Here is a 17,975-nt window from a genome sequence, read left to right as displayed (position 1 = left end):
TCAAGCGTTCTCGCGGAGTTCGTAGTAGGGGTTGAACATGACCTTGGCCCCGTCGCGTTCGCCGATGCGGCCGCGGACCAGGATACGGCGTCCCGGCTCGATACCCGGGATGCGCCGCCGGCCGATCCACACCAGGGCGATGGCGTCGGTGCCGTCGAAGAACTCGGCCTCCAGACCGCCGGTGGAACCGGTCGGGCTGGTGTCCACGCTGCGGAGGCGGCCCAACATGGTGACCTCCTCGCCGCGTCGGCACTCCGAGGCCTGACACGCGCCCGACGCCTCGGACGTCTCGGCCAGTTCCTCGGCGTCGAGCCGGTCCAAATCCGCGGTCAGTCGGCGGCCCAGGCGGCGGAAATATCCGCTGTCGGGGCCGGACTTGCTCTCAGCGGTACCGGATCCCGCCTTGTTCCTGCCCGTGAAAGGCATTTTCGCAACACTTCCTGCACTGCTGACGGCGTGGGTCGCACGTCGTCGGGTTTCCCACTCGACCAGCCGATTGGCCTGGCATACCGCCAACTGTAGATGGGGCTCCGGGGGCACGCCACGCGGCCCGGAACCGTGCGTCCGGCGGACGGCACCCCAGGTGATTACCCACGCCCGCCTCCCCCGAACCCGAGGGCTCGCCGCGTAGGCTTCGGCGCGTGCCAGAGTCACCCCGCCCCGCGCTCGTCGTCGCCCTGCCCGGCACCGGCTCGGACGCCGATTTCGCGCGTCGCGCCTTCGGACCCGCTTGTGCGGCAGTCGATTTGCCGTTCCTCGCGGTCGAACCGGATCCGCGGGCGGTGGTGGAGAGCTGCCGCGCGGCGCTGGACACCGCGGCGCGTTCGGGGGCGGTGCTGGCGGCCGGGATCTCGCTGGGCGCGGCGATCGCGGTCGAGTGGGCGGCGGCGCATCCGGACAGCGTGTTCGGAGTCATAGCGGCGTTGCCCGCGTGGACCGGATCGGACGCCCGGGACTGCCCCGCGGCGCTGAGCGCGGCGGCCACGGCGGCGGCATTGCGGGCCGACGGGCTCGACGCCGTGCTCGAGCGGATGCGGGCCGACAGCCCGCGGTGGCTGGCCGAGGCGCTGACCCGATCGTGGACCGCGCAGTGGCCGCATCTGCCCGACGCGCTGGACGAGGCGGCCTCCTATCCGTGGCCGACGCCGGAAACGCTTGCGTCCCTTGCGGTTCCGACGTCGGTGGTGTCGGCCGTGGACGATCCGGTGCATCCGTGGCACGTGGGGCAGGAGTGGACGGCGCTGATTCCGCACGCCGAGTTGACGCGGATCACGTTGGACGCGTTGGGGGCGGATCCGGCGATTCTCGGGGCGCACGGGTTGCACCATCTGCTGCCCCGGCACGCGGCGCAGCGGTGAGATTACCCGTCGGGTAATCGACACGCGGCCGGCGGACGGGCAGGCTCGCCGGTATGAGCGAGAGCACGAGGGCCGTCGTCGAGGAGCTGTTGCGGCGCATGGGCGCCGGGGACGCCGACGGGATCGCGAAACTGTTTGCGCCGGTGTGCGATTGGCGGCTGAACTGGCCGGACAGCGAGTTGGGGCGGGCGGCGACGCCGTGGATCCGGCGGCGGGTCACCCCGGCGGACGCGGCCGAGCATTTCCGGGAGATCGGCGCGCATCACGTGGCCGAGCGGGCGGGAACCGTGGTGGAGCGGGTGCTCGTGGACGGGCAGGACGCGGTGGTGCTGGGCGAGATCCGGCAGACGGCCCGCCCCACCGGGCGAGCCTATCGGGCGCGGTTCGCCCTGCACCTGACCGTGACCGACGGGCTGGTCACCCGCTATCACGTCTACGAGGACAGCCTCGCCGTGGCCCCGGCCTTCGACGAGGCCGATCGCTCAGTTCCGGCGTAGCTGCTGCATCGCCGAACCCTCGACGCCGCGCCGGGGACCCTGCTGTTCGGGGGGAACGGCGGGGAACTGGCCGGTGGCGTGGGCCTGGGCCGCGGCGGCCTGGGCGGCCAGGGCCTCCTGCTGGGCCGCCAGCTGCTGCTGGTGCGCGGCGATGAGCTGTTCGGCCAGCTCCTGGGGCAGGACCACGGGCAGCGGCTCGCGGACGGGGAGGGGTTCGTCGCCGCGGCGGACGATGGTCTCGGCGAGGATCGCGCGGGCGGCGGCGACCAGGGGGCCGCCCTCGTCGGCGGCGCCGGTCGGACCCGCCGCCACGAGACGGACCATCCAGCGATAGCCGTCGACCCCGATGAAGCGGAGGTCGGCGCCCTCGGTGACGGCGTGCAGCTCGCGGCCCCAGGGGCCGGTCTGGATCGAGACCTGGGCGCCGTCGGCGCGCAGGGATTCGGCGAGATCGGCTGCTACGGAACGCCATTGGCCCGGGGACTTGGGGGCCGCGTAGGCGGCGACGGTGAGGCGGCCGTGCGGGGTCGCGAGGTGGACCGCCTGGGGGGTGCCGTCGGGGGTCATCTCGACCTGGAGCTGACCGCCCTCGGGGACCGGCAGGATCACCGAACCCAGGTCCAGGCGCTGCTCGGCGACGTCGTCGAGCAGGTCGGCGACGTCCTCGTAGTCGTAGGGGCCCGAGCGCGGGCCCTCGTCCTCGACCGGGTCGCGCTCGAAAACCGCTCGGGCCCTGGGGGTTTCGTACTCGGGCTCGGCGTAGGCCGCCGTCTCCTCGGGCGCGGACTCGTCGTAGGTGACCTCGTCGTAGGCCGCCTCGTCGTATTCGTAGTCGTCGTCGTAGGCGTACTCGTCGAAATGCCCGCGATCGTCGTCTCTCGAACGCTTCTTCCGTCCGAACATCGTCATGCCTCCTTGCCGACCGGACCCGCTCCCGACGCCGCGGCCAGGCTGGCGTGTCCACCGCTGGACCCGTAACCGCCCGCGCCGCGCGCGGTTTCGTCGAGCCGGTCGACCTCCGTGAACTCGACCAGTTCCACCCGCTGCACCAGCAACTGCGCGATCCGATCCCCGCGCCGCAACGTGATCGGGCTGCGCGGATCGTGATTGATCAGGCACACCTTGATCTCACCGCGGTATCCGGCGTCGACCGTGCCCGGCGTGTTCACGATCGACAGGCCGGTCTTGGCCGCCAGGCCCGAGCGCGGATGGATCAGCCCGACCGTGCCGATCGGAAGTGCCACGGCGACACCGGTGCCCACGAGGACCCGCTCCCCCGGTTCCAGGATGACGTCCTCGGTGGTGCACAGATCGACGCCGGCGTCGCCGGGATGGGCGCGCGTGGGCACGGGGATACCGGGATCGAGCCGCAGCAGGGGTATGGGTGGAATACCGGTCACGTAAAGCGAGCCTACGCGGTCGCCGTCATGAGCACTGACCTAGTCTGATGTCGTGTCCGACCCGTCCCACCAGGTGAGCATGCAGCCCGACGAAACCACGGCCCCCGTCTACGCCGAGCGCCTCTGGGTGCCGCTGTGGTGGTGGCCCGTGGGCCTGGCCATCACCGGACTGCTCGCGGCCGAGATCCACATGGGCGCGCCCGGGGTGCGGGCGTGGCTGCCGTACGTGTTGCTGCTGCCGGTCCCGGTGTGGGCGTTGGTGTGGCTGAGCCGCCATCGGGTCGAGGTTCGCCGCGACGCGGCGGGAACCCTCGAATTGCGGGCCGACCGAGCGCATTTGGCGGTAACGTATGTGGCCCGGGGCACGTCCGTACCGGCCAGCGCGAAGAGCGCGGCCCTGGGCCGCCAGCTCGACCCGGCCGCGTACGTGCAGCATCGGCCGTGGATCGGGCCGATGGTGTTGCTGGTTCTGGACGACCCGGACGACCCCACGCCGTACTGGTTGATCAGCACGCGCAGGCCCGAGCGGGTCTTGGCCGCGCTCGGCGTGCCGAGCGCGGGACGTTAACTGTCGCCGTCAGGCCGCGCAGTCCATGCAGATGAGCTGGCCGCCCGCTTCGCTGGCGAGCCTGCTGCGGTGATGAACCAGGAAACAGCTCGAGCAGGTGAACTCGTCGGCCTGCTTCGGGATGACCCGGACCGAGAGCACCTCCTCGGACAGATCCGCGCCGGGGAGCTCGAACGACTCCGCGGTATCGGATTCGTCGATATCCACGACGGCGGACGCGGCCTCGTTGCGACGAGCCTTCAGCTCCTCCAGCGAGTCCTCCGACACGTCGTCGGATTCACTGCGCCGCGGTGCGTCATAGTCGGTTGCCATGTCGTCTTCCCCTCGTCCTTACTCCGTATATCCCGGACCGGCTCCCTCCGCCCCGATCCCGGCTGGAATCGGCTCGGCGTGCACCGCCCCGCCGTGGTGTACGTCACGTGTACACCGCTCGCCGACCGGCCGGATCTTGTGAATCCGTACCGGATCGCGCTCGGTCAACGCAGGACATGCCCTGGTTGTTCCCGAAATCGCTCCCCTGACTCACACCAGTGTTTCGTATCGGGCCGCCAGACAATAGCGGACGGCGGGGCAAAAGTCGCAATCAAAACTCGACCGAGCCGAAACCGAGGGGCAATCGTCATCCCGAACACCCGTCCCGGACCATTCCGTGCCCCTTCGGCGAGCGAATCGTTATCCGGGCGATACCGACTTCACATCCGGCGCGGCGGTGTGCGCGTGCGCGATCCGGGCCGATGAACTCGTAAGGTGTGCATGTGGTTTCACTGATCACCCGAGGCAGCACCGTCGACGACAAGGGTCGGCCGTTCCTGCGCCGCCGCTACCAGCCCTGGGTCGCCATGGTCGCGATCCTCGCACTGATCTGCGCGATCGTGTGGATCAAGGCGCTGACCACCGAGGGCCGCAGTCACGCGGCGATGACGTGCAACTCCCCCTCCCCCGCGCAGGATCAGGCCGCGCAGCAGCAGGTCGCGCCCGGCCAGCGGGTGTCGGCCTCGCGCCTGCACGATGTGCAGCCCGCGCCGCTGTCCCAGGCCAAGGTGCGCATCTACAACGCCTCGGGGCAGCGCGGCCTGGCCGAGCACATCGCCTCCCGGCTGAGCGACTACGGGTTCGCCAGCCCGCCCGCGCCCGTGTTCGCCAACGATCCCGTATACGTCAACGGCGATCTGGAGTGCACCGGGCAGATCCGGTTCGGGGTCAACGGGCGGCCCGCGGCGGCCTCGGTCCAGTTGCTCGCGCCCTGCGCGGAGCTGATCGAGGACCAGCGCGGCGACGATACGGTCGATCTCGCGCTGGGCTCGCTGTTCGGCAACGACGTGCATCCGAGCACCGACGCCGAGGAGGTGCTCAAGTCGTTGAAGAACCCCGCGCCCTCGGGCGGCATCGACTCCAGCCTGCTCGACGCCGCGCGCAAGGGGCACTGCTAGTCCGGGATCGCCTCCGACACGCCGAGGCGGTCGAAGAGTTCGAGAAGTTCGTCGGCGATGCCGGGGGCGACGGCCACGGTCAGTTCCCCGGACTTGCTCATCGAGCCCGGCGGCGGCAGCACCAGCCGCGCGCCCGCCTCGGCGGCGATCAGGGCGCCCGCGGCCCAGTCCCAGGTGTTGAGGCCGTGTTCGTAGTGGGCGTCGACCAGGCCCGCGGCGACCATGCACAGATCCAGTGCGGCCGAACCGATCCGGCGGATGTCGCGCACCCTGGGCAATACCCGCGCGACGAGTTCGCCCTGCCGGGCGCGCCGCGCGGCGCCGTAGCCGAATCCGGTCGCCAGCAGGGCCATGCCGGGATTGTCGATGTCGTTGCAGCGCAACGGGATCGAGTGGCCGTCCGGGTCGGTGCGGGTGGCGCCGGCGCCGCGGCCCGCGCTGTAGACGACCGCGCGCGAGACGTCCACGACGGCCCCCGCCAGGGACCGGCCGCCGCGCATGGCCGCGACCGAGACCGAATAGGCGGGGATGCCGTACATGAAGTTCACGGTGCCGTCGATCGGGTCGACCACCCAGACGATCTCGCGGTCGCCGCCGTCGAGGGTGCCGCCGCCCTCCTCGCCCAGGACGCGTTCGCCGGGGCGCAGTTCGGTCAGCAGGCCCCGGATCAGTTCCTCGGTCTCGGTGTCGACGACGGTGACCGGATCGGTGGGGGTGCTCTTGGCCTGCACGACGTCGGCGGAGGGGGCCGCGCCGAACACCTCGGGGCGCCGGGCGCGCACGCGGGCGGCGGCGGTCAACGCGAGATCGATTGCGACCCTGCGCAATTCGGCGATCTCGTCGCGGGTGTCGAGGTCCGGGACGGTGGCGGGAGCGGCGGACGGGGACGACGGGTTGGATTCGGGCACGACCCCATCGCAGCACAGATTGCGCCAGGCGCGCATTAGGCTTGTCGCGCACGACACAGATCGTTCGTCGAGCAAGCCCAGCACACAATGCCGTGTAACGTGCCGCGCGCACTTGTTTCGCTCGGCACCACAGGGAACGAGGAGTCAGGAATGTCCGTTCGGGGGCACGCCTTCGGTATCGACATCGGGGGAAGCGGCGTCAAGGGCGCCGAGGTGGATCTGTCCACCGGCGAGCTCGCACACGACCGCATCAAGATCGCCACACCCCAGCCCTCCACGCCGAATGCCGTCGCCGAGACCGTCGCCAAGCTCGTGACCCAGGCGGGCTGGGACGGGCCCGTCGGCATCACCATGCCCAGCGTGATCGTCAACGGCATCGTGCGCACGGCCGCCAACATCGATAAGAGTTGGATCGACACCGACGCGCGGCAGCTGTTCTCGCTCGCGCTCGGCGGGCGCGAGGTGGTGGTGCTCAACGACGCCGACGCCGCGGGGATGGCCGAGGACCGGTTCGGGGCGGCGCGCGACACGCGGGGTCTGGTCATGTTGCTGACCTTCGGGACCGGTATCGGCTCGGCGCTGTTGTATCACGGCACGCTGGTGCCCAACACCGAGTTCGGGCACATCGAGGTCAACGGCAAGGAGGCCGAGCACCGGGCCGCCTCGTCGGTGAAGGAGCGAAAGAAGCTGTCCTACAAGCAGTGGGCGGCCGAGGTCACCAAGGTGCTGGTGACCTTGGAGAATCTGCTGTGGCCCGACGTGATCGTCGCGGGCGGCGGGATCAGCCGCGACGCCGAGCACTGGATTCCGTTGCTGGGCAACCGAACTCCCGTGGTCGCGGCGCATCTGCGCAATACCGCGGGCATCGTCGGGGCCGCCATGGCGGTGCAGGACGGGATCGCGCACTGAGCCCGGCGGCCCCGCCGGATCCGGTGAATGCGCGGCTAACCAGCGAGGTAGACGCGAGCACTCCGGTCCGGTCGTTACAATGGAACACATGACCGGCGGTAGGGCCGGACCGACACCGGCACGAGAGCCGGATTTACCCCCGACAGAACCGCTCCGCCGGATGTTTCACTCTGGCGTGACGCCGCACGAGACCGTCACGAAAGGGCGTACGTGGTAGCCACGAATACCCGACAGACCGCCGAATCGGCCGACCCCGCCGAAGCCGCAGAAAGCCCCACCGAAGCTCGACCGGTCCGGAAGGCTGCCGCCAAGAAGGCCCCCGCCAAGAAGGCCGCCGCGAAGAAGGCTCCGGCGAAGAAGGCCGCGGCCAAGAAGGCTCCGGCCAAGAAGACCGCGGCCAAGAAGGCGACCTCCCCCGCCGGTGAGGGCGGCGAGGCCGAGGAGACCATCGAAGACGAGTCGTTGGATCTCGACGATCTCGACATCGATGTCGCCGCGGACGAGCTTCCCGAGGACGAGGCCGACCTCGAGGAGGAGGTCGCCGTCGAGGACGAGGAGGAAGCCGAGGCCGAGGCCGAGGCCGAGGCCGACGAGCCCACCGAGAAGGACAAGGCCTCCGGCGACTTCGTCTGGGACGAGGAGGAGTCCGAGGCGCTGCGCCAGGCGCGCAAGGACGCCGAACTCACCGCCTCCGCCGACTCGGTGCGCGCCTACCTCAAGCAGATCGGCAAGGTCGCGCTGCTCAACGCGGAGGAGGAGGTCGAACTCGCCAAGCGCATCGAGGCCGGTCTCTACGCCACCGAGAAGCTGCGCGAGTTCGCCGAGAAGGGCGAGAAGCTGCCCGTCGCCAGCCGCCGCGACCTGCAGTGGATCATGCGCGACGGCAACCGCGCCAAGAACCATCTGCTCGAGGCGAACCTGCGTCTGGTCGTGTCGCTGGCCAAGCGCTACACCGGCCGCGGCATGGCGTTCCTGGACCTCATCCAGGAAGGCAACCTCGGTCTGATCCGCGCGGTGGAGAAGTTCGACTACACCAAGGGCTACAAGTTCTCGACCTACGCCACGTGGTGGATCCGCCAGGCCATCACCCGCGCGATGGCCGACCAGGCCCGCACCATCCGCATTCCGGTGCACATGGTCGAGGTCATCAACAAGCTCGGCCGCATCCAGCGCGAGCTGCTCCAGGACCTGGGCCGCGAGCCCACCCCCGAGGAGCTCGCCAAGGAAATGGACATCACGCCGGAGAAGGTGCTGGAGATCCAGCAGTACGCGCGTGAGCCCATCTCCCTGGACCAGACCATCGGCGACGAGGGCGACTCGCAGCTCGGCGATTTCATCGAGGACTCCGAGGCCGTCGTCGCGGTCGACGCGGTGAGCTTCACGCTGTTGCAGGACCAGCTCCAGTCGGTGCTCGAGACCCTGTCCGAGCGCGAGGCGGGCGTGGTCCGACTCCGCTTCGGCCTCACCGACGGCCAGCCCCGGACGTTGGACGAGATCGGGCAGGTGTACGGGGTGACGCGGGAGCGGATCCGGCAGATCGAGTCGAAGACGATGAGCAAGTTGCGGCATCCGAGTCGGTCGCAGGTTTTGCGGGATTATCTGGACTAGGGGTTTTGTCGAGCGCCGCCGGGGATTCCGGCGGCGCTCGTTTTTCCGTGGGGTCGCGAATTTGGGGGGTTGAACCCCCCAATCGGGTCGCGACCTCTCGATCCTTTTCCCGGCGGGTCTACACTGGCTGATAGCTCAACGGCTCGACGTCGGGATGAAAATGAAGACTTGTTTCGTCATGTCGCCCATAGGTGAACAGGGCAGCGAGACACGGCAATTGGCGGACGATCTGCTCGAATTGATCATCCAGCCCGCGCTGGAGAAATTCGACTTCCGTGTGGTTCGCGCGGACAAGATCGCGAGTGCGGGACTCATCACGGCGGAAATTCTCGAGCTGGTTCAATCGGCGGAGCTGTGCATCATCGACCTGACAGGTCATAACGCCAACGTATTCTATGAATGCGGTCGGCGGCACGAGAACGCGCGGCCGTTCATTCAGCTGATCAAGCGGGGCGAGAAGCTGCCGTTCGATGTCGCGGGAATTCGGACCATTCATTACGATCTGACCAATCCGCGCACCGTCTACGAGACGCAGCAGGAGGTCCGCCGGTACGTGGAGGCGGTGACCCAATCGGAATCGGGCTCGCTGCAAACCGGAGTGTCGGTCGCCTCGTTGGCCGAGGCCATCGATCGGCTCGAGCGGAAGATGGACCGCCTGGCCGCGACGAGATCGGCTATGACGCAGGCGTCCGACTTCGTCCAGCGGGACGCCAAGGCCGATCCGTTCAGCCGTCTGCGCAAGACGCGCGCGTCGACGAGCCGGGCGCTGATGACAGCCCTCATCAACGGCAATCTCGATCAGGCATCCGAACATCTGGCCGATCTCCGCGAGCGGCAGGGACTCACGCACAGTGTGGTGAGTTTCGCCGCGCTGCTCGGCTCCTACGGCGAGGACACCGCACGGGCGATTCTGTTCGAGGCGCTCGACAACTGGCCGCTCGAGGAGAAGACCACCGACGGCGAAATTCGGACGAGTCGGCACGAGATCATCCAGGCGCTGGCGCAGTTCTACATTTCCCGCGACGAGGAGACCGAAGGGCTCGCCCGCCTCGAAACGTTGCTCGAAAAGGAGTCCAGTAATCCCGACATCTCGCGCGAGGACCGGGCGAGCTGCGTCAACAAGATTCAGATGCTGGCCTATGCGACCAACAATATGGAGCTGGCGCTGAAATGGGCGTTGAAAGCCATCGAATTGAATCCGGACGAACCGGCGTTCCACTACAATATCTCGCTTATCTATGAAAGCCGCAATCTGCTCGATTTGGCCGACACAGCGATCAGCGGCATTCTGCCCGCCGACCTGTTGCAGACGAAACCCGAATATCTCGAGCAGGCGTACGACGTATACATCAAGCGCGGGAAGACGGAAGAGGCCGACCGCGTGATGAAGGCGTTGGAGGAACTCGACAGCGCACGAGCGCAGTACAAGAAGTTCTTCGGCGTCGACCACGAGGACACCGACTGATCGATCGTCGCCACGGGCACGCGGCGTGGGGTTGTGACATCGGGGTGGGACGGCACCAGACTGGGCCGTTGTGGAGCAGCTGGTGCTGGTGTTCGTGTTGGCGTTCGCGACGATTCTGGCGCAGCCGATCGGGCGGCGGGTGGGGTTGGCGCCGGCGGTGTTGATGACGGTGTTCGGGTTGGTGCTGGCGGTGATTCCGTGGGTGCCGAGTGTGGATATCGAGCCGGAGTTGATTCTGCCGTTGGTGTTGCCGCCGTTGCTGTACGCGTCGGCGCGGCGGACGTCGTGGCAGCAGTTCGCGGCGAACGCGGGGCCGATTCTGTGGCGGGCGGTGGGGCTGGTGGTGGCTACGGCCGCGGCGGTGGCGGCGGTGTTCCATGCCTGGTATCCGGGGGTGCCGTTGGGGGTGGCGTTCGCGTTGGGGGCGGTGGTCGCGCCGCCGGATCCGGTCGCGGTGAGTGCGATGGCCGGGCGGTTGGGGTTGCCGCGGCGGTTGGTGGCGATGCTCGAAGGTGAGGGGTTGTTCAACGATGTGACCGCGGTCGTGCTCTACAACGTGGCGGTGCAGGCCGTGGTCACCGGGCGGTTCTCGGCATGGCACACCGCGGGTGAGTTCGTGGTGTCGGCGGTGGTGGCGGTCGCGGTCGGCGGGGTGCTGGGGTGGGCGGGGAGCCGGTTGATGCAGCGGCTCGAGCAGGCGAGTTGGCAGGTGGCGTTGGGGCTGCTGCTGCCGTTCGCCGCCTACGGGCTGGCCGACTACTGGCACGGGTCGGCGGTGCTCGCGGTGCTGGTGTGCGCGCTGTATCTGGTCGACGCCGCAACGGATTTCAGCGACAGCGCCTACCGCGTCGTCGGGGATTCGGTGTGGGAGGTGATCGATCTGCTGGTCACCGGGATCGCGTTCGGGCTCATCGGGTTGGAGCTCACCACCGTGCTCGCGGCCACCGGGCCGGAGTGGCCGCATCTGCTGGGCGGCACCGCGGCGGTGATCGCGGTGGTCGTGCTGCTGCGGCTGGTGTGGCTGCTGGTCACCGTTCCCCTCGGGCAGCGGCTGCGGCGGCGGCGGGACACCGACGAACCGCACACCTGGCGCGAGACCGTGGTCACCTGGTGGGCGGGGATGCGCGGGGTGGTGACCGTCGCGCTGGCGCTGGCCGTGCCGTTCACCACCGACACGGGAGCCGAGTTCCCGGGCCGCGACCATCTGCTGTTCATCGCGTTCGCGGTCGTGCTGTTCACGCTGCTGGTGCAGGGCCCGACGCTGCCGCTGGTCGTGCGGGCCACCCACGTTCAAGCCGACACCGAACTCGAACGCACCATGGAACGCGGCCTGTGGACCCGCATCCTGCGCGCGGAACTGGCCCGGCTGGACGAGATCGCGGGCCGCGAGGATATGCCCGAGGAGGTCTACCAGCGGCTGCGCGAACGCTTCGAGGGCCGCCTCACCCGCGCCGATCCCGAGGCCGCGCAGCAGGCGGAGGAGACCGACAGCAAGGCGTTCGAGAAGACGCTGCGCCTCGGCGCGAGCCTGCGAGCCATCAGCAACGAGGTGCTCGAGGCCGGACGCGGCGAGGCGTTGGCGGCGCGCCGCGAACCCGGGATGCCGCCCGATCTGGTCGATCGGGTGATGCGGAGGTTGGATCTGAGGCCGCCGCCGCTGATCTGAGCTGTCTTCGGGGACGGGATACGTTCTACGGCAACGGGTTCGAGTGGCCGCGCTGGTGGGTGTCCTTCAGTTCGACGCCGGATCGGCCGAGGCGGCGAGCTCCCGCGACCAGGCCCGCGGTCACTTCGGCGGCGACCGCGTAGGCCAGGCCCTCGGGTGGGTGGATGTTGGAGACGCAGTTGCGTTCGGCGTCGGTGCGGCCGGGGCGGGGGTGGTGGGTGAGGTAGATGCCGAGGCTGTCGGCGACCGAGAGGCCGGGGCGTTCGCCGATGAGGACCAGGACGGTGGTCACGCCGAGGGCCGCGCCGATGTGGTCGCCGAGGGCTACTCGGGCCTGGGTGGCTATCACCGGTGGTGCGATCCGGAGGTGTTGGGGCAGAGCGGCTTTCAGCGCGGTGAGCATGGGGATGCCGTGGTCGTGGAGGGCTCGGGGAGACAGGCCGTCGGCGAGGACGATGCCGATGTCGGCTCCGGTTCGGGTCAGGAGCGAGAAGCCTTGTCCGGCAGTGTTTTCCGGTATGCGGCCGAGGTCGGGGCGGCGGAGGTATTCGGATCTGTCGGTGGCCCGGCTGCGGACGCAGGTCGGCTCGCCGAGGCCGACTTCTGCTGTGCGCGTAGTAAATTCGTCGATGTTCAGAGGCGTGTGCACGGCATCGCGGGCGGCGGCGTGGGCGGCGCGGAATTCGAGGACGCGGGCGGTGGGCAGGGCGTCGCCCGCGCGGCCGAGGCCGATGCGGGCCTGGGTGGTGCGGCGCAGTTCGTCCCAGAACGACCTGGTCATCGCGGTCCCGTCAGCGCGCGTAGTGGAGAGGACGAGGGCTCGATGTCGCGGACGCGGCCCGTGGCGTCGAGCATACCGAGGCCGTCGAGCCAGGCGGCGAATTCGGGAGCAGGTCTGAGCCCCAACACCTTTCGAGCATACAAGGCATCGTGGAAGCTCAGGCTCTGGTAGCCGAGCATGACGTCGTCGGCGCCGGGGACGGCGATGACGAAGGCCGCGCCCGCCGCGCCGAGCAGGGTCAGCAGGGTGTCCATATCGTCGGAGTCGGCCTCGGCGTGGTTGGTGTAGCAGACGTCGACGCCCATGGGCAGGCCGAGCAGTTTGCCGCAGAAGTGGTCCTCGAGTCCGGCGCGGACGATCTGTTTGCCGTCGTAGAGGTATTCCGGGCCGATGAAGCCGACCACCGTGTTGACCAGCAGCGGATCGAAGGCACGGGCGACGGCGTAGGCGCGGGCCTCGAGGGTCTGCTGGTCCACCGGGCGGCCGTCGGTGCCGAGGTGCGCGCCCGCGCTCAGGGCCGAGCCCTGGCCGGTCTCGAAGTACATGACGTTGTCGCCGACGGTGCCGCGGCGCAGCGAGCGGCCCGCGTCGCACGCCTCGCGCAGCAGCGAAAGGTCAACGCCGAAGCTGGAATTGGCGCCCTCGGTGCCCGCGATGGACTGGAACACCAGATCGACCGGGGCCCCGGCCTCGATCAGGTCGAGAGTGGTCGTGACGTGGGCGAGGACGCAGGACTGGGTGGGGATGTCGAAGCGCTGCCGGATCTCGTCGAGCAGGCGCAGCAGGTCGGCGGTGACGGCGGGGGAATCGGTGGCCGGGTTGACGCCGATGACCGCGTCGCCGCAGCCGAGCAGCAGGCCGTCGAGGACGGCGGCGGCGATGCCGCGCGGGTCGTCGGTGGGGTGATTGGGTTGCAGTCGGGTGGCCAGGGTGCCGGGCAGGCCGATGGTGGTGCGAAAGCCGGTGCGCACGTGGATGGCTCGCGCGACGGCGATGAGGTCCTGATTGCGCATGAGTTTGCTGACGGCGGCGGCCATTTCGGGGGTGAGGCCGGGGGCGACGGCCGCGAGGGTGGCGGCGTCGTCGTGGGCGGCGGCGGTGAGGAGCCAGTCACGGAGGTCGCCGACGGTGAGATGGGCGATGGGGGCGAAGGCGGTGGGGTCGTGGGTGTCGAGGATGAGGCGGGTGATCTCGTCGGTTTCGTAGGGGACGACGGGCTCGGTGAGGAAGTGGGCGAGGGGGACCTCGGCGAGGGCCCATTGGGCGGCGGCGCGTTCGGCGTCGGAATGGGCGGCGCAGGCCGACAATTCGTCGCCGCTGCGGTGGGGGGTGGCTTTGGCTAGGAGGTCTACGAGGGAGGGGAAGGTGTGGGTGACGCCGTGGAGGGTTTGGCGGAATGGGGGCATGGGCGTCTCCTTCCGGGGGTGGGGGTTGATTCTGCGGGAGGGATGTTGCGGGGGTGTGTCGTTGGTTCATGCTGCCGTATGGGGGTGGGGAAGGGGTTGTTTCGGGTGTTAGGGACGTGTCGGGTGGGGGTGCGAGTGCGGCTGGGGTGTTCCGGGCGTAGCGGGGGCGCACGGCTGAGGTGGCCCGGATGCAGCGGGGCGCGCGGCTGGGGGTTCCGGGTGCGGCGGCCGCGCGGCTGCGGCGTCAGGGTGAAGGGGGTGCGGGCGCGTCGGGGAGCGTGGCGGGCCGGATCGCGGGAGACTTGCTGGTGTGGGTGCTTCCGTACTGGATTACTACCGCTCGCCCTGGACGCGCACGGTCGAACCGGCGGACGGGGTGCGGGCGGTGCGGGTGTGGTGGGGGCGTAAGCCGCGGTGGTATCGGGCGTTGCGGGCCGCGCACGATCATCTCGCGGCGGCTCCGGCCAGTTGCGCGTACGCGTTCACGTTGTTCGTGACGTGGTGGACGTTGCGCGGGATCAGCGACTTCGCCGGGCATCGGCTGATCCTGTCGGCGTCGACGAATCTGCACAATATGCAACGGGATCCGGTGCAGGTGCTGGTGGCGTCGGCGTTCTGGACCGAGGGCGGGTTTCCGTGGACGATCATCCTGGGGTTGCTGACGGTCATGGCGTTCGCCGAACGCTGGCTCGGCTCGCTGCGATGGATGGCGATCTTCGCCGTCGGCCATGTGGTCGCGACGGTGATCGTGGTGACCGGCATCGCTTACGCCGTCGACCACCACCTCATTCCCCTCAAGGTGACCGTGGCCGCCGATGTCGGTGCCTCCTACGGCTTCTCGGCCGTGCTGGCCGCCCTCGCCTATCACCTTCGCGGCCGCACCCGAGTCCTCTGGATCGCCGCCCTCCTGATCTGGTACGCCCTCGCCGCCTGGCGCGGCCGCACCTTCACCGACTACGGCCACCTCACCGCCGTCCTCGTCGGCCTCGCCTCCGGCTCGATAGCGGTCGCCTCCTCCCGCTACCTGGAACGAGCCCGAGACGCCCGGCGGTCCCCCACCTGACCACGACCCCAGCCGCACCCTTTATTCGGATCCGCACACGTTGTATAGGGCTGCAAGGGGTGCGGATTCGAATAAAGGGTGCGGCTGGGTTTGCCCCGCCAGCAGTACAGCCGCACACCTTGTTGGGATTCGCACTCTTTGTGGGGGCTTGTAGGGGGTGCGGATTCGAATAAGGGGTGCGGCTGGGTTGGCTTGCCTGGGGGCGTTATTCGGTGCGGACGCCCGGGTGGGGTTCGGTGGATTCCAGGGCGGGGGGTGTGGGGGGTGGGGTGGGGTGGCGTTGGAGGAGGCGGATGGTGGGTTCTACGAGGCGGGCGGTTATGGGGCCCAGGACGGCCATGATGAGGACGTAGGCGGAGGCCAGGGCGGCCAGTTGTTTGTCGACGGTGCCTAGCGAGACGGCAAGGCCCGCAATGACTATGGAGAATTCGCCGTGGGCTACGAGGGCGGCGCCTGCTCGGGCGGAGCCGAGGCGGCGGATGCCCTGGCGGTGGGCGGCCCACCAGCCGGTGGCGGTTTTGGTGAGGAGGGTGATCAGCGCGAGCAGGATCGCCCAGGCGAGGACGGGTGGGATGGAACGGGGGTCGGTGTTGAGGCCGAAGGCCACGAAGAAGATGGCGGCGAACAGGTCTCGGAGGGGTTCGAGGAGTTTGGCGGCGTTCTGGGCGGTGGAGCCGGAGATCGCGATGCCGAGCAGGAACGCGCCGACCGCCGCGGAGACATTGAGCGCCGAGGCGAGCCCGGCGACGAGCAGGGCCGCGCCGAGCAGCTTGAGCAGGAACACTTCTCGATCGGAGCTGTCGACGATGGCCGACACGTACCGGCCGTAGCGCAACGCGATCACCAGCACGCACGTGATGGCCAGCAGCGCGATCGCCAGCGACCGCAGCCCGGCGAGATAGCCGACCCCGGCCAGCATGGTCGTGAGGATCGGCAGATACACCGCCATCGCCAAATCCTCGAACACCAGGATCGACAACACCACCGGCGTCTCCCGGTTGCCCAGGCGCCCGAGGTCGTTGAGCACCTTGGCCACTATCCCCGACGAGGAGATGTAGGTGACCCCGCCCATGGTGACCGCCCCGGTCGCACCCCATCCGAGGATGAGCGCCACCGCCACGCCGGGAGTCGCGTTGGCCACCAGATCGAAGACACCCGCGAGCCACGAACGCCGCAGTCCCGTCACGAGTTCGGGCGCGGTGTACTCCAGTCCGAGCAACAGCAGCAGCAACACCACGCCGATCTCACCGGCCACGTGACCGAATTCGACCGCCGACTTCAGCTCGATGACGCCGCCCTGCCCGAAGGCCAGTCCCCCCAACAGATACAGCGGAATCGGTGACATGCCGAATCGTCCGGCGACGCGCCCCAGCACTCCCAGCACGAACAGGATGGAACCGAGTTGAACGAGTGCTAGAGCCGTCGAATGCACACCGTCACCCGTCGGTCAGGATCTCGAGCGCGGCGTCCAGTCCGGCCGGAGTGCCCACCACCACCAACAGATCGCCCGAGGCCAGCACGAAGTCCGGCCCCGGCGACGGGGAGACCTGCCCGGCCCGCATGACCGCGACGATCGACGCCTTGGTCCGCGTCCGCATCCGCGTCTCCCCCAGCTCGCGACCCTGATAGGGGGACGACTCACCGATCGGCAGCTGCCGGGTCACGATGCCCGCCATCTCGCGATGCTCCTCGTTGAGCCGCTCGACCAGCTGCGGAGCGCCCAGCAGATTCGCCAGCACGGCCGCCTCGTCGGTGCTGAGCGGCACCTGGGCCGCGCAGGCGTCGGGGTCGTCGGCTTTGGAGACGATGAGATCGAGACCCCCGTCACGATGGGCGACCACGCCGATCCGGCGACCGGATCGGGCCTCGAAATCCTTGCGGACCCCGATACCGGGCAGCGCTGTCACGTCGACGTTCACGGTTCCACCCTAGGTCAAATGTCCGATATTTCCGGAAAAACGCCGTTCGGCCCCGGTCGATAGTCGGTCACCCGGAGCACCGCGGCCATCGGGATCGGACCGTACAGATGCGGGAAGCGCATGGCCTCCGGATCGCCGGGTACGCCGGGTTCCCACCGCACCGGCGCATCGAGCGCGTCGGGGTCGAGCCACAGCAGAACAAGATCTTCGCTACCAGCGAACAGCCGATTCGCGGGCAGGTGCACCTGGGTGGGCGCGGACAGGTGGGTGAACCCCTCGCTCACCAATGACGGCGCCCGGCGCTGCCCCTCCCGACGTGCGGTTTCGTAGTCGTCGCGGGTGCACATGTGAACGAGCGTGCGCGCCTTGGCAATTCGGGCATCCGGGGCGATCATGGCTGCACCATAACGCAGGTCACACCCGGGTGGCCTCGAAGTTTGCCGAAACCCGAGTGTGAGTGTCGGTAGGCCGGGGTAATCTGCCGACAAGACAACTGGATCGGCCTGTTCGCGGAGGTGGACACCCTTCGAGCACCCGTACTGACCATCGTGTTCGCCTTCAGCGAAATGCCTGGTCATGTTAGGGAAAACACAGAGAAACATCTCCGGGAACAAAGCCCCCGTCCCGAACGTCTGACAGAGTAGTCATTGCCACTGCTGGGAAGTAGCGGTAGCGAGCCCACGGGGGGACCGTGGGCCCCACACCCAGGCGAACGGCTTTCTGCGCCGGGAGCCAGGACGGAGGAGTCATGCCAGGAACACTGACCAGCACCCCACTGACTGCGGTCGATCGCTGCGACCGCTGCGGGGCGGCCGCGCGGGTGCGCGCGACCCTTCCCGGCGGTGGCGAGTTGCTCTTCTGCCAGCATCACGCCAACGAGCACATGGCGCGCCTGCGCGAACTCGAGGCCGTGATCGACACGGAAGCGGCCCCGGCGCTGTAATCCAGCTCCTTCACGTCCGCTCGACAACTGAATCCGTCAACCGAACAACCCACA

General features: G+C 69.0%; 20 protein-coding genes. 10 read left to right on the top strand and 10 right to left on the bottom strand.

Features of this window, described 5'->3' with window-relative positions; genetic code table 11:
- Nucleotides 1–426: an OB-fold nucleic acid binding domain-containing protein gene (locus ACFYTQ_RS02905; protein WP_387356569.1), complete on the bottom strand. Its 426-nt coding sequence runs from the start codon at nucleotides 424–426 to the stop codon at nucleotides 1–3.
- A gap of 215 nt (nucleotides 427–641) precedes the next feature.
- On the opposite strand from ACFYTQ_RS02905, the gene ACFYTQ_RS02900 reads away from it, so the two are divergent.
- Together ACFYTQ_RS02900 and ACFYTQ_RS02895 are read left to right on the top strand one after the other, a co-directional pair.
- On the top strand, nucleotides 642–1,358 hold the full coding sequence (locus tag ACFYTQ_RS02900; RefSeq protein ID WP_387356567.1) for an alpha/beta hydrolase: 717 nt from the start codon (nucleotides 642–644) through the stop codon (nucleotides 1,356–1,358).
- 53 nt (nucleotides 1,359–1,411) lie between these two features.
- The gene (locus tag ACFYTQ_RS02895) at nucleotides 1,412–1,855 is read left to right on the top strand and encodes a nuclear transport factor 2 family protein (RefSeq protein ID WP_387356565.1); all 444 of its coding nucleotides are present in this window, start codon (nucleotides 1,412–1,414) and stop codon (nucleotides 1,853–1,855) included.
- Here ACFYTQ_RS02895 and ACFYTQ_RS02890 read toward each other — a convergent pair.
- Nucleotides 1,841–2,758, bottom strand: a complete 918-nt coding sequence (locus ACFYTQ_RS02890) for a DUF3710 domain-containing protein (protein ID WP_387357020.1) — start codon at nucleotides 2,756–2,758, stop codon at nucleotides 1,841–1,843. The genes ACFYTQ_RS02895 and ACFYTQ_RS02890 overlap by 15 nt on opposite strands.
- Before the next feature lie 2 nt (nucleotides 2,759–2,760).
- Complete coding sequence (gene dut / locus ACFYTQ_RS02885; protein WP_387356564.1) at nucleotides 2,761–3,255, bottom strand: dUTP diphosphatase; 495 nt, start codon at nucleotides 3,253–3,255, stop codon at nucleotides 2,761–2,763.
- Between the two features lie 79 nt (nucleotides 3,256–3,334).
- On the opposite strand from dut, the gene ACFYTQ_RS02880 reads away from it, so the two are divergent.
- On the top strand, nucleotides 3,335–3,823 hold the full coding sequence (locus ACFYTQ_RS02880; protein ID WP_387357018.1) for a DUF3093 domain-containing protein: 489 nt from the start codon (nucleotides 3,335–3,337) through the stop codon (nucleotides 3,821–3,823).
- A gap of 9 nt (nucleotides 3,824–3,832) precedes the next feature.
- Here ACFYTQ_RS02880 and ACFYTQ_RS02875 read toward each other — a convergent pair whose 3' ends face one another.
- The gene (locus tag ACFYTQ_RS02875) at nucleotides 3,833–4,135 is read right to left on the bottom strand and encodes a DUF4193 domain-containing protein (protein WP_120739486.1); all 303 of its coding nucleotides are present in this window, start codon (nucleotides 4,133–4,135) and stop codon (nucleotides 3,833–3,835) included.
- A 443-nt stretch (nucleotides 4,136–4,578) separates the two neighbouring features.
- On the opposite strand from ACFYTQ_RS02875, the gene cei reads away from it, so the two are divergent.
- A complete protein-coding gene (gene cei / locus ACFYTQ_RS02870; protein WP_387356561.1) occupies nucleotides 4,579–5,253 on the top strand; it encodes an envelope integrity protein Cei in 675 nt (224 codons plus the stop codon).
- Here the strand turns inward: cei and ACFYTQ_RS02865 are convergent.
- Nucleotides 5,250–6,197 carry an inositol monophosphatase family protein gene (locus ACFYTQ_RS02865; protein ID WP_387356559.1) on the bottom strand — a complete coding sequence of 316 codons (948 nt, stop codon included), beginning with the start codon at nucleotides 6,195–6,197 and terminating at the stop codon, nucleotides 5,250–5,252. The genes cei and ACFYTQ_RS02865 overlap by 4 nt on opposite strands.
- Nucleotides 6,198–6,311: 114 nt before the next feature.
- On the opposite strand from ACFYTQ_RS02865, the gene ppgK reads away from it, so the two are divergent.
- From ppgK to ACFYTQ_RS02845, 4 genes are all read left to right on the top strand, one after another.
- Nucleotides 6,312–7,070, top strand: coding sequence for a polyphosphate--glucose phosphotransferase (ppgK, locus tag ACFYTQ_RS02860; protein WP_387356557.1), 759 nt, complete (start codon nucleotides 6,312–6,314; stop codon nucleotides 7,068–7,070).
- A 210-nt stretch (nucleotides 7,071–7,280) separates the two neighbouring features.
- Nucleotides 7,281–8,678, top strand: coding sequence for an RNA polymerase sigma factor (locus ACFYTQ_RS02855; RefSeq protein ID WP_387356556.1), 1,398 nt, complete (start codon nucleotides 7,281–7,283; stop codon nucleotides 8,676–8,678).
- A 217-nt stretch (nucleotides 8,679–8,895) separates the two neighbouring features.
- A complete protein-coding gene (locus ACFYTQ_RS02850; protein WP_387356555.1) occupies nucleotides 8,896–10,143 on the top strand; it encodes a tetratricopeptide repeat protein in 1,248 nt (415 codons plus the stop codon).
- 70 nt (nucleotides 10,144–10,213) lie between these two features.
- On the top strand, nucleotides 10,214–11,809 hold the full coding sequence (locus tag ACFYTQ_RS02845; protein ID WP_387356554.1) for a Na+/H+ antiporter: 1,596 nt from the start codon (nucleotides 10,214–10,216) through the stop codon (nucleotides 11,807–11,809).
- A 25-nt stretch (nucleotides 11,810–11,834) separates the two neighbouring features.
- Here ACFYTQ_RS02845 and eutC read toward each other — a convergent pair whose 3' ends face one another.
- A complete protein-coding gene (eutC, locus tag ACFYTQ_RS02840; RefSeq protein ID WP_387356553.1) occupies nucleotides 11,835–12,590 on the bottom strand; it encodes an ethanolamine ammonia-lyase subunit EutC in 756 nt (251 codons plus the stop codon).
- A complete protein-coding gene (locus ACFYTQ_RS02835) occupies nucleotides 12,587–13,996 on the bottom strand; it encodes an ethanolamine ammonia-lyase subunit EutB (RefSeq protein WP_387356551.1) in 1,410 nt (469 codons plus the stop codon). The genes eutC and ACFYTQ_RS02835 overlap by 4 nt, the downstream gene beginning before the upstream one ends.
- A 310-nt stretch (nucleotides 13,997–14,306) precedes the next feature.
- On the opposite strand from ACFYTQ_RS02835, the gene ACFYTQ_RS02830 reads away from it, so the two are divergent.
- Nucleotides 14,307–15,059 (top strand): rhomboid-like protein, encoded by a 753-nt coding sequence (locus ACFYTQ_RS02830; RefSeq protein WP_387356549.1) that lies wholly within the window; start codon nucleotides 14,307–14,309, stop codon nucleotides 15,057–15,059.
- 205 nt (nucleotides 15,060–15,264) lie between these two features.
- Here ACFYTQ_RS02830 and ACFYTQ_RS02825 read toward each other — a convergent pair whose 3' ends face one another.
- From ACFYTQ_RS02825 to ACFYTQ_RS02815, 3 genes are read right to left on the bottom strand one after another with little or no spacing between them, the layout of a single operon-like run.
- Nucleotides 15,265–16,491, bottom strand: coding sequence for a cation:proton antiporter (locus ACFYTQ_RS02825; RefSeq protein ID WP_387356548.1), 1,227 nt, complete (start codon nucleotides 16,489–16,491; stop codon nucleotides 15,265–15,267).
- A 4-nt stretch (nucleotides 16,492–16,495) separates the two neighbouring features.
- Nucleotides 16,496–16,978, bottom strand: a complete 483-nt coding sequence (locus tag ACFYTQ_RS02820; RefSeq protein ID WP_387356546.1) for a cation:proton antiporter regulatory subunit — start codon at nucleotides 16,976–16,978, stop codon at nucleotides 16,496–16,498.
- Between the two features lie 14 nt (nucleotides 16,979–16,992).
- Entirely contained in the window at nucleotides 16,993–17,373 is a 381-nt protein-coding gene (locus ACFYTQ_RS02815) for a DUF952 domain-containing protein (RefSeq protein WP_387356545.1), read from the bottom strand.
- A gap of 353 nt (nucleotides 17,374–17,726) precedes the next feature.
- Between ACFYTQ_RS02815 and ACFYTQ_RS02810 the strand changes: the two genes are divergently transcribed.
- On the top strand, nucleotides 17,727–17,921 hold the full coding sequence (locus tag ACFYTQ_RS02810) for a hypothetical protein (protein ID WP_387356544.1): 195 nt from the start codon (nucleotides 17,727–17,729) through the stop codon (nucleotides 17,919–17,921).
- Nucleotides 17,922–17,975: the final 54 nt, after the last annotated feature.

The organism is Nocardia sp. NPDC004068, assembly GCF_042874315.1.
Lineage (GTDB): Bacteria > Actinomycetota > Actinomycetes > Mycobacteriales > Mycobacteriaceae > Nocardia.
The sequence above is the reverse complement of the archived record's forward strand: the minus strand, read 5'-3'. Positions and strand labels throughout refer to the sequence as shown.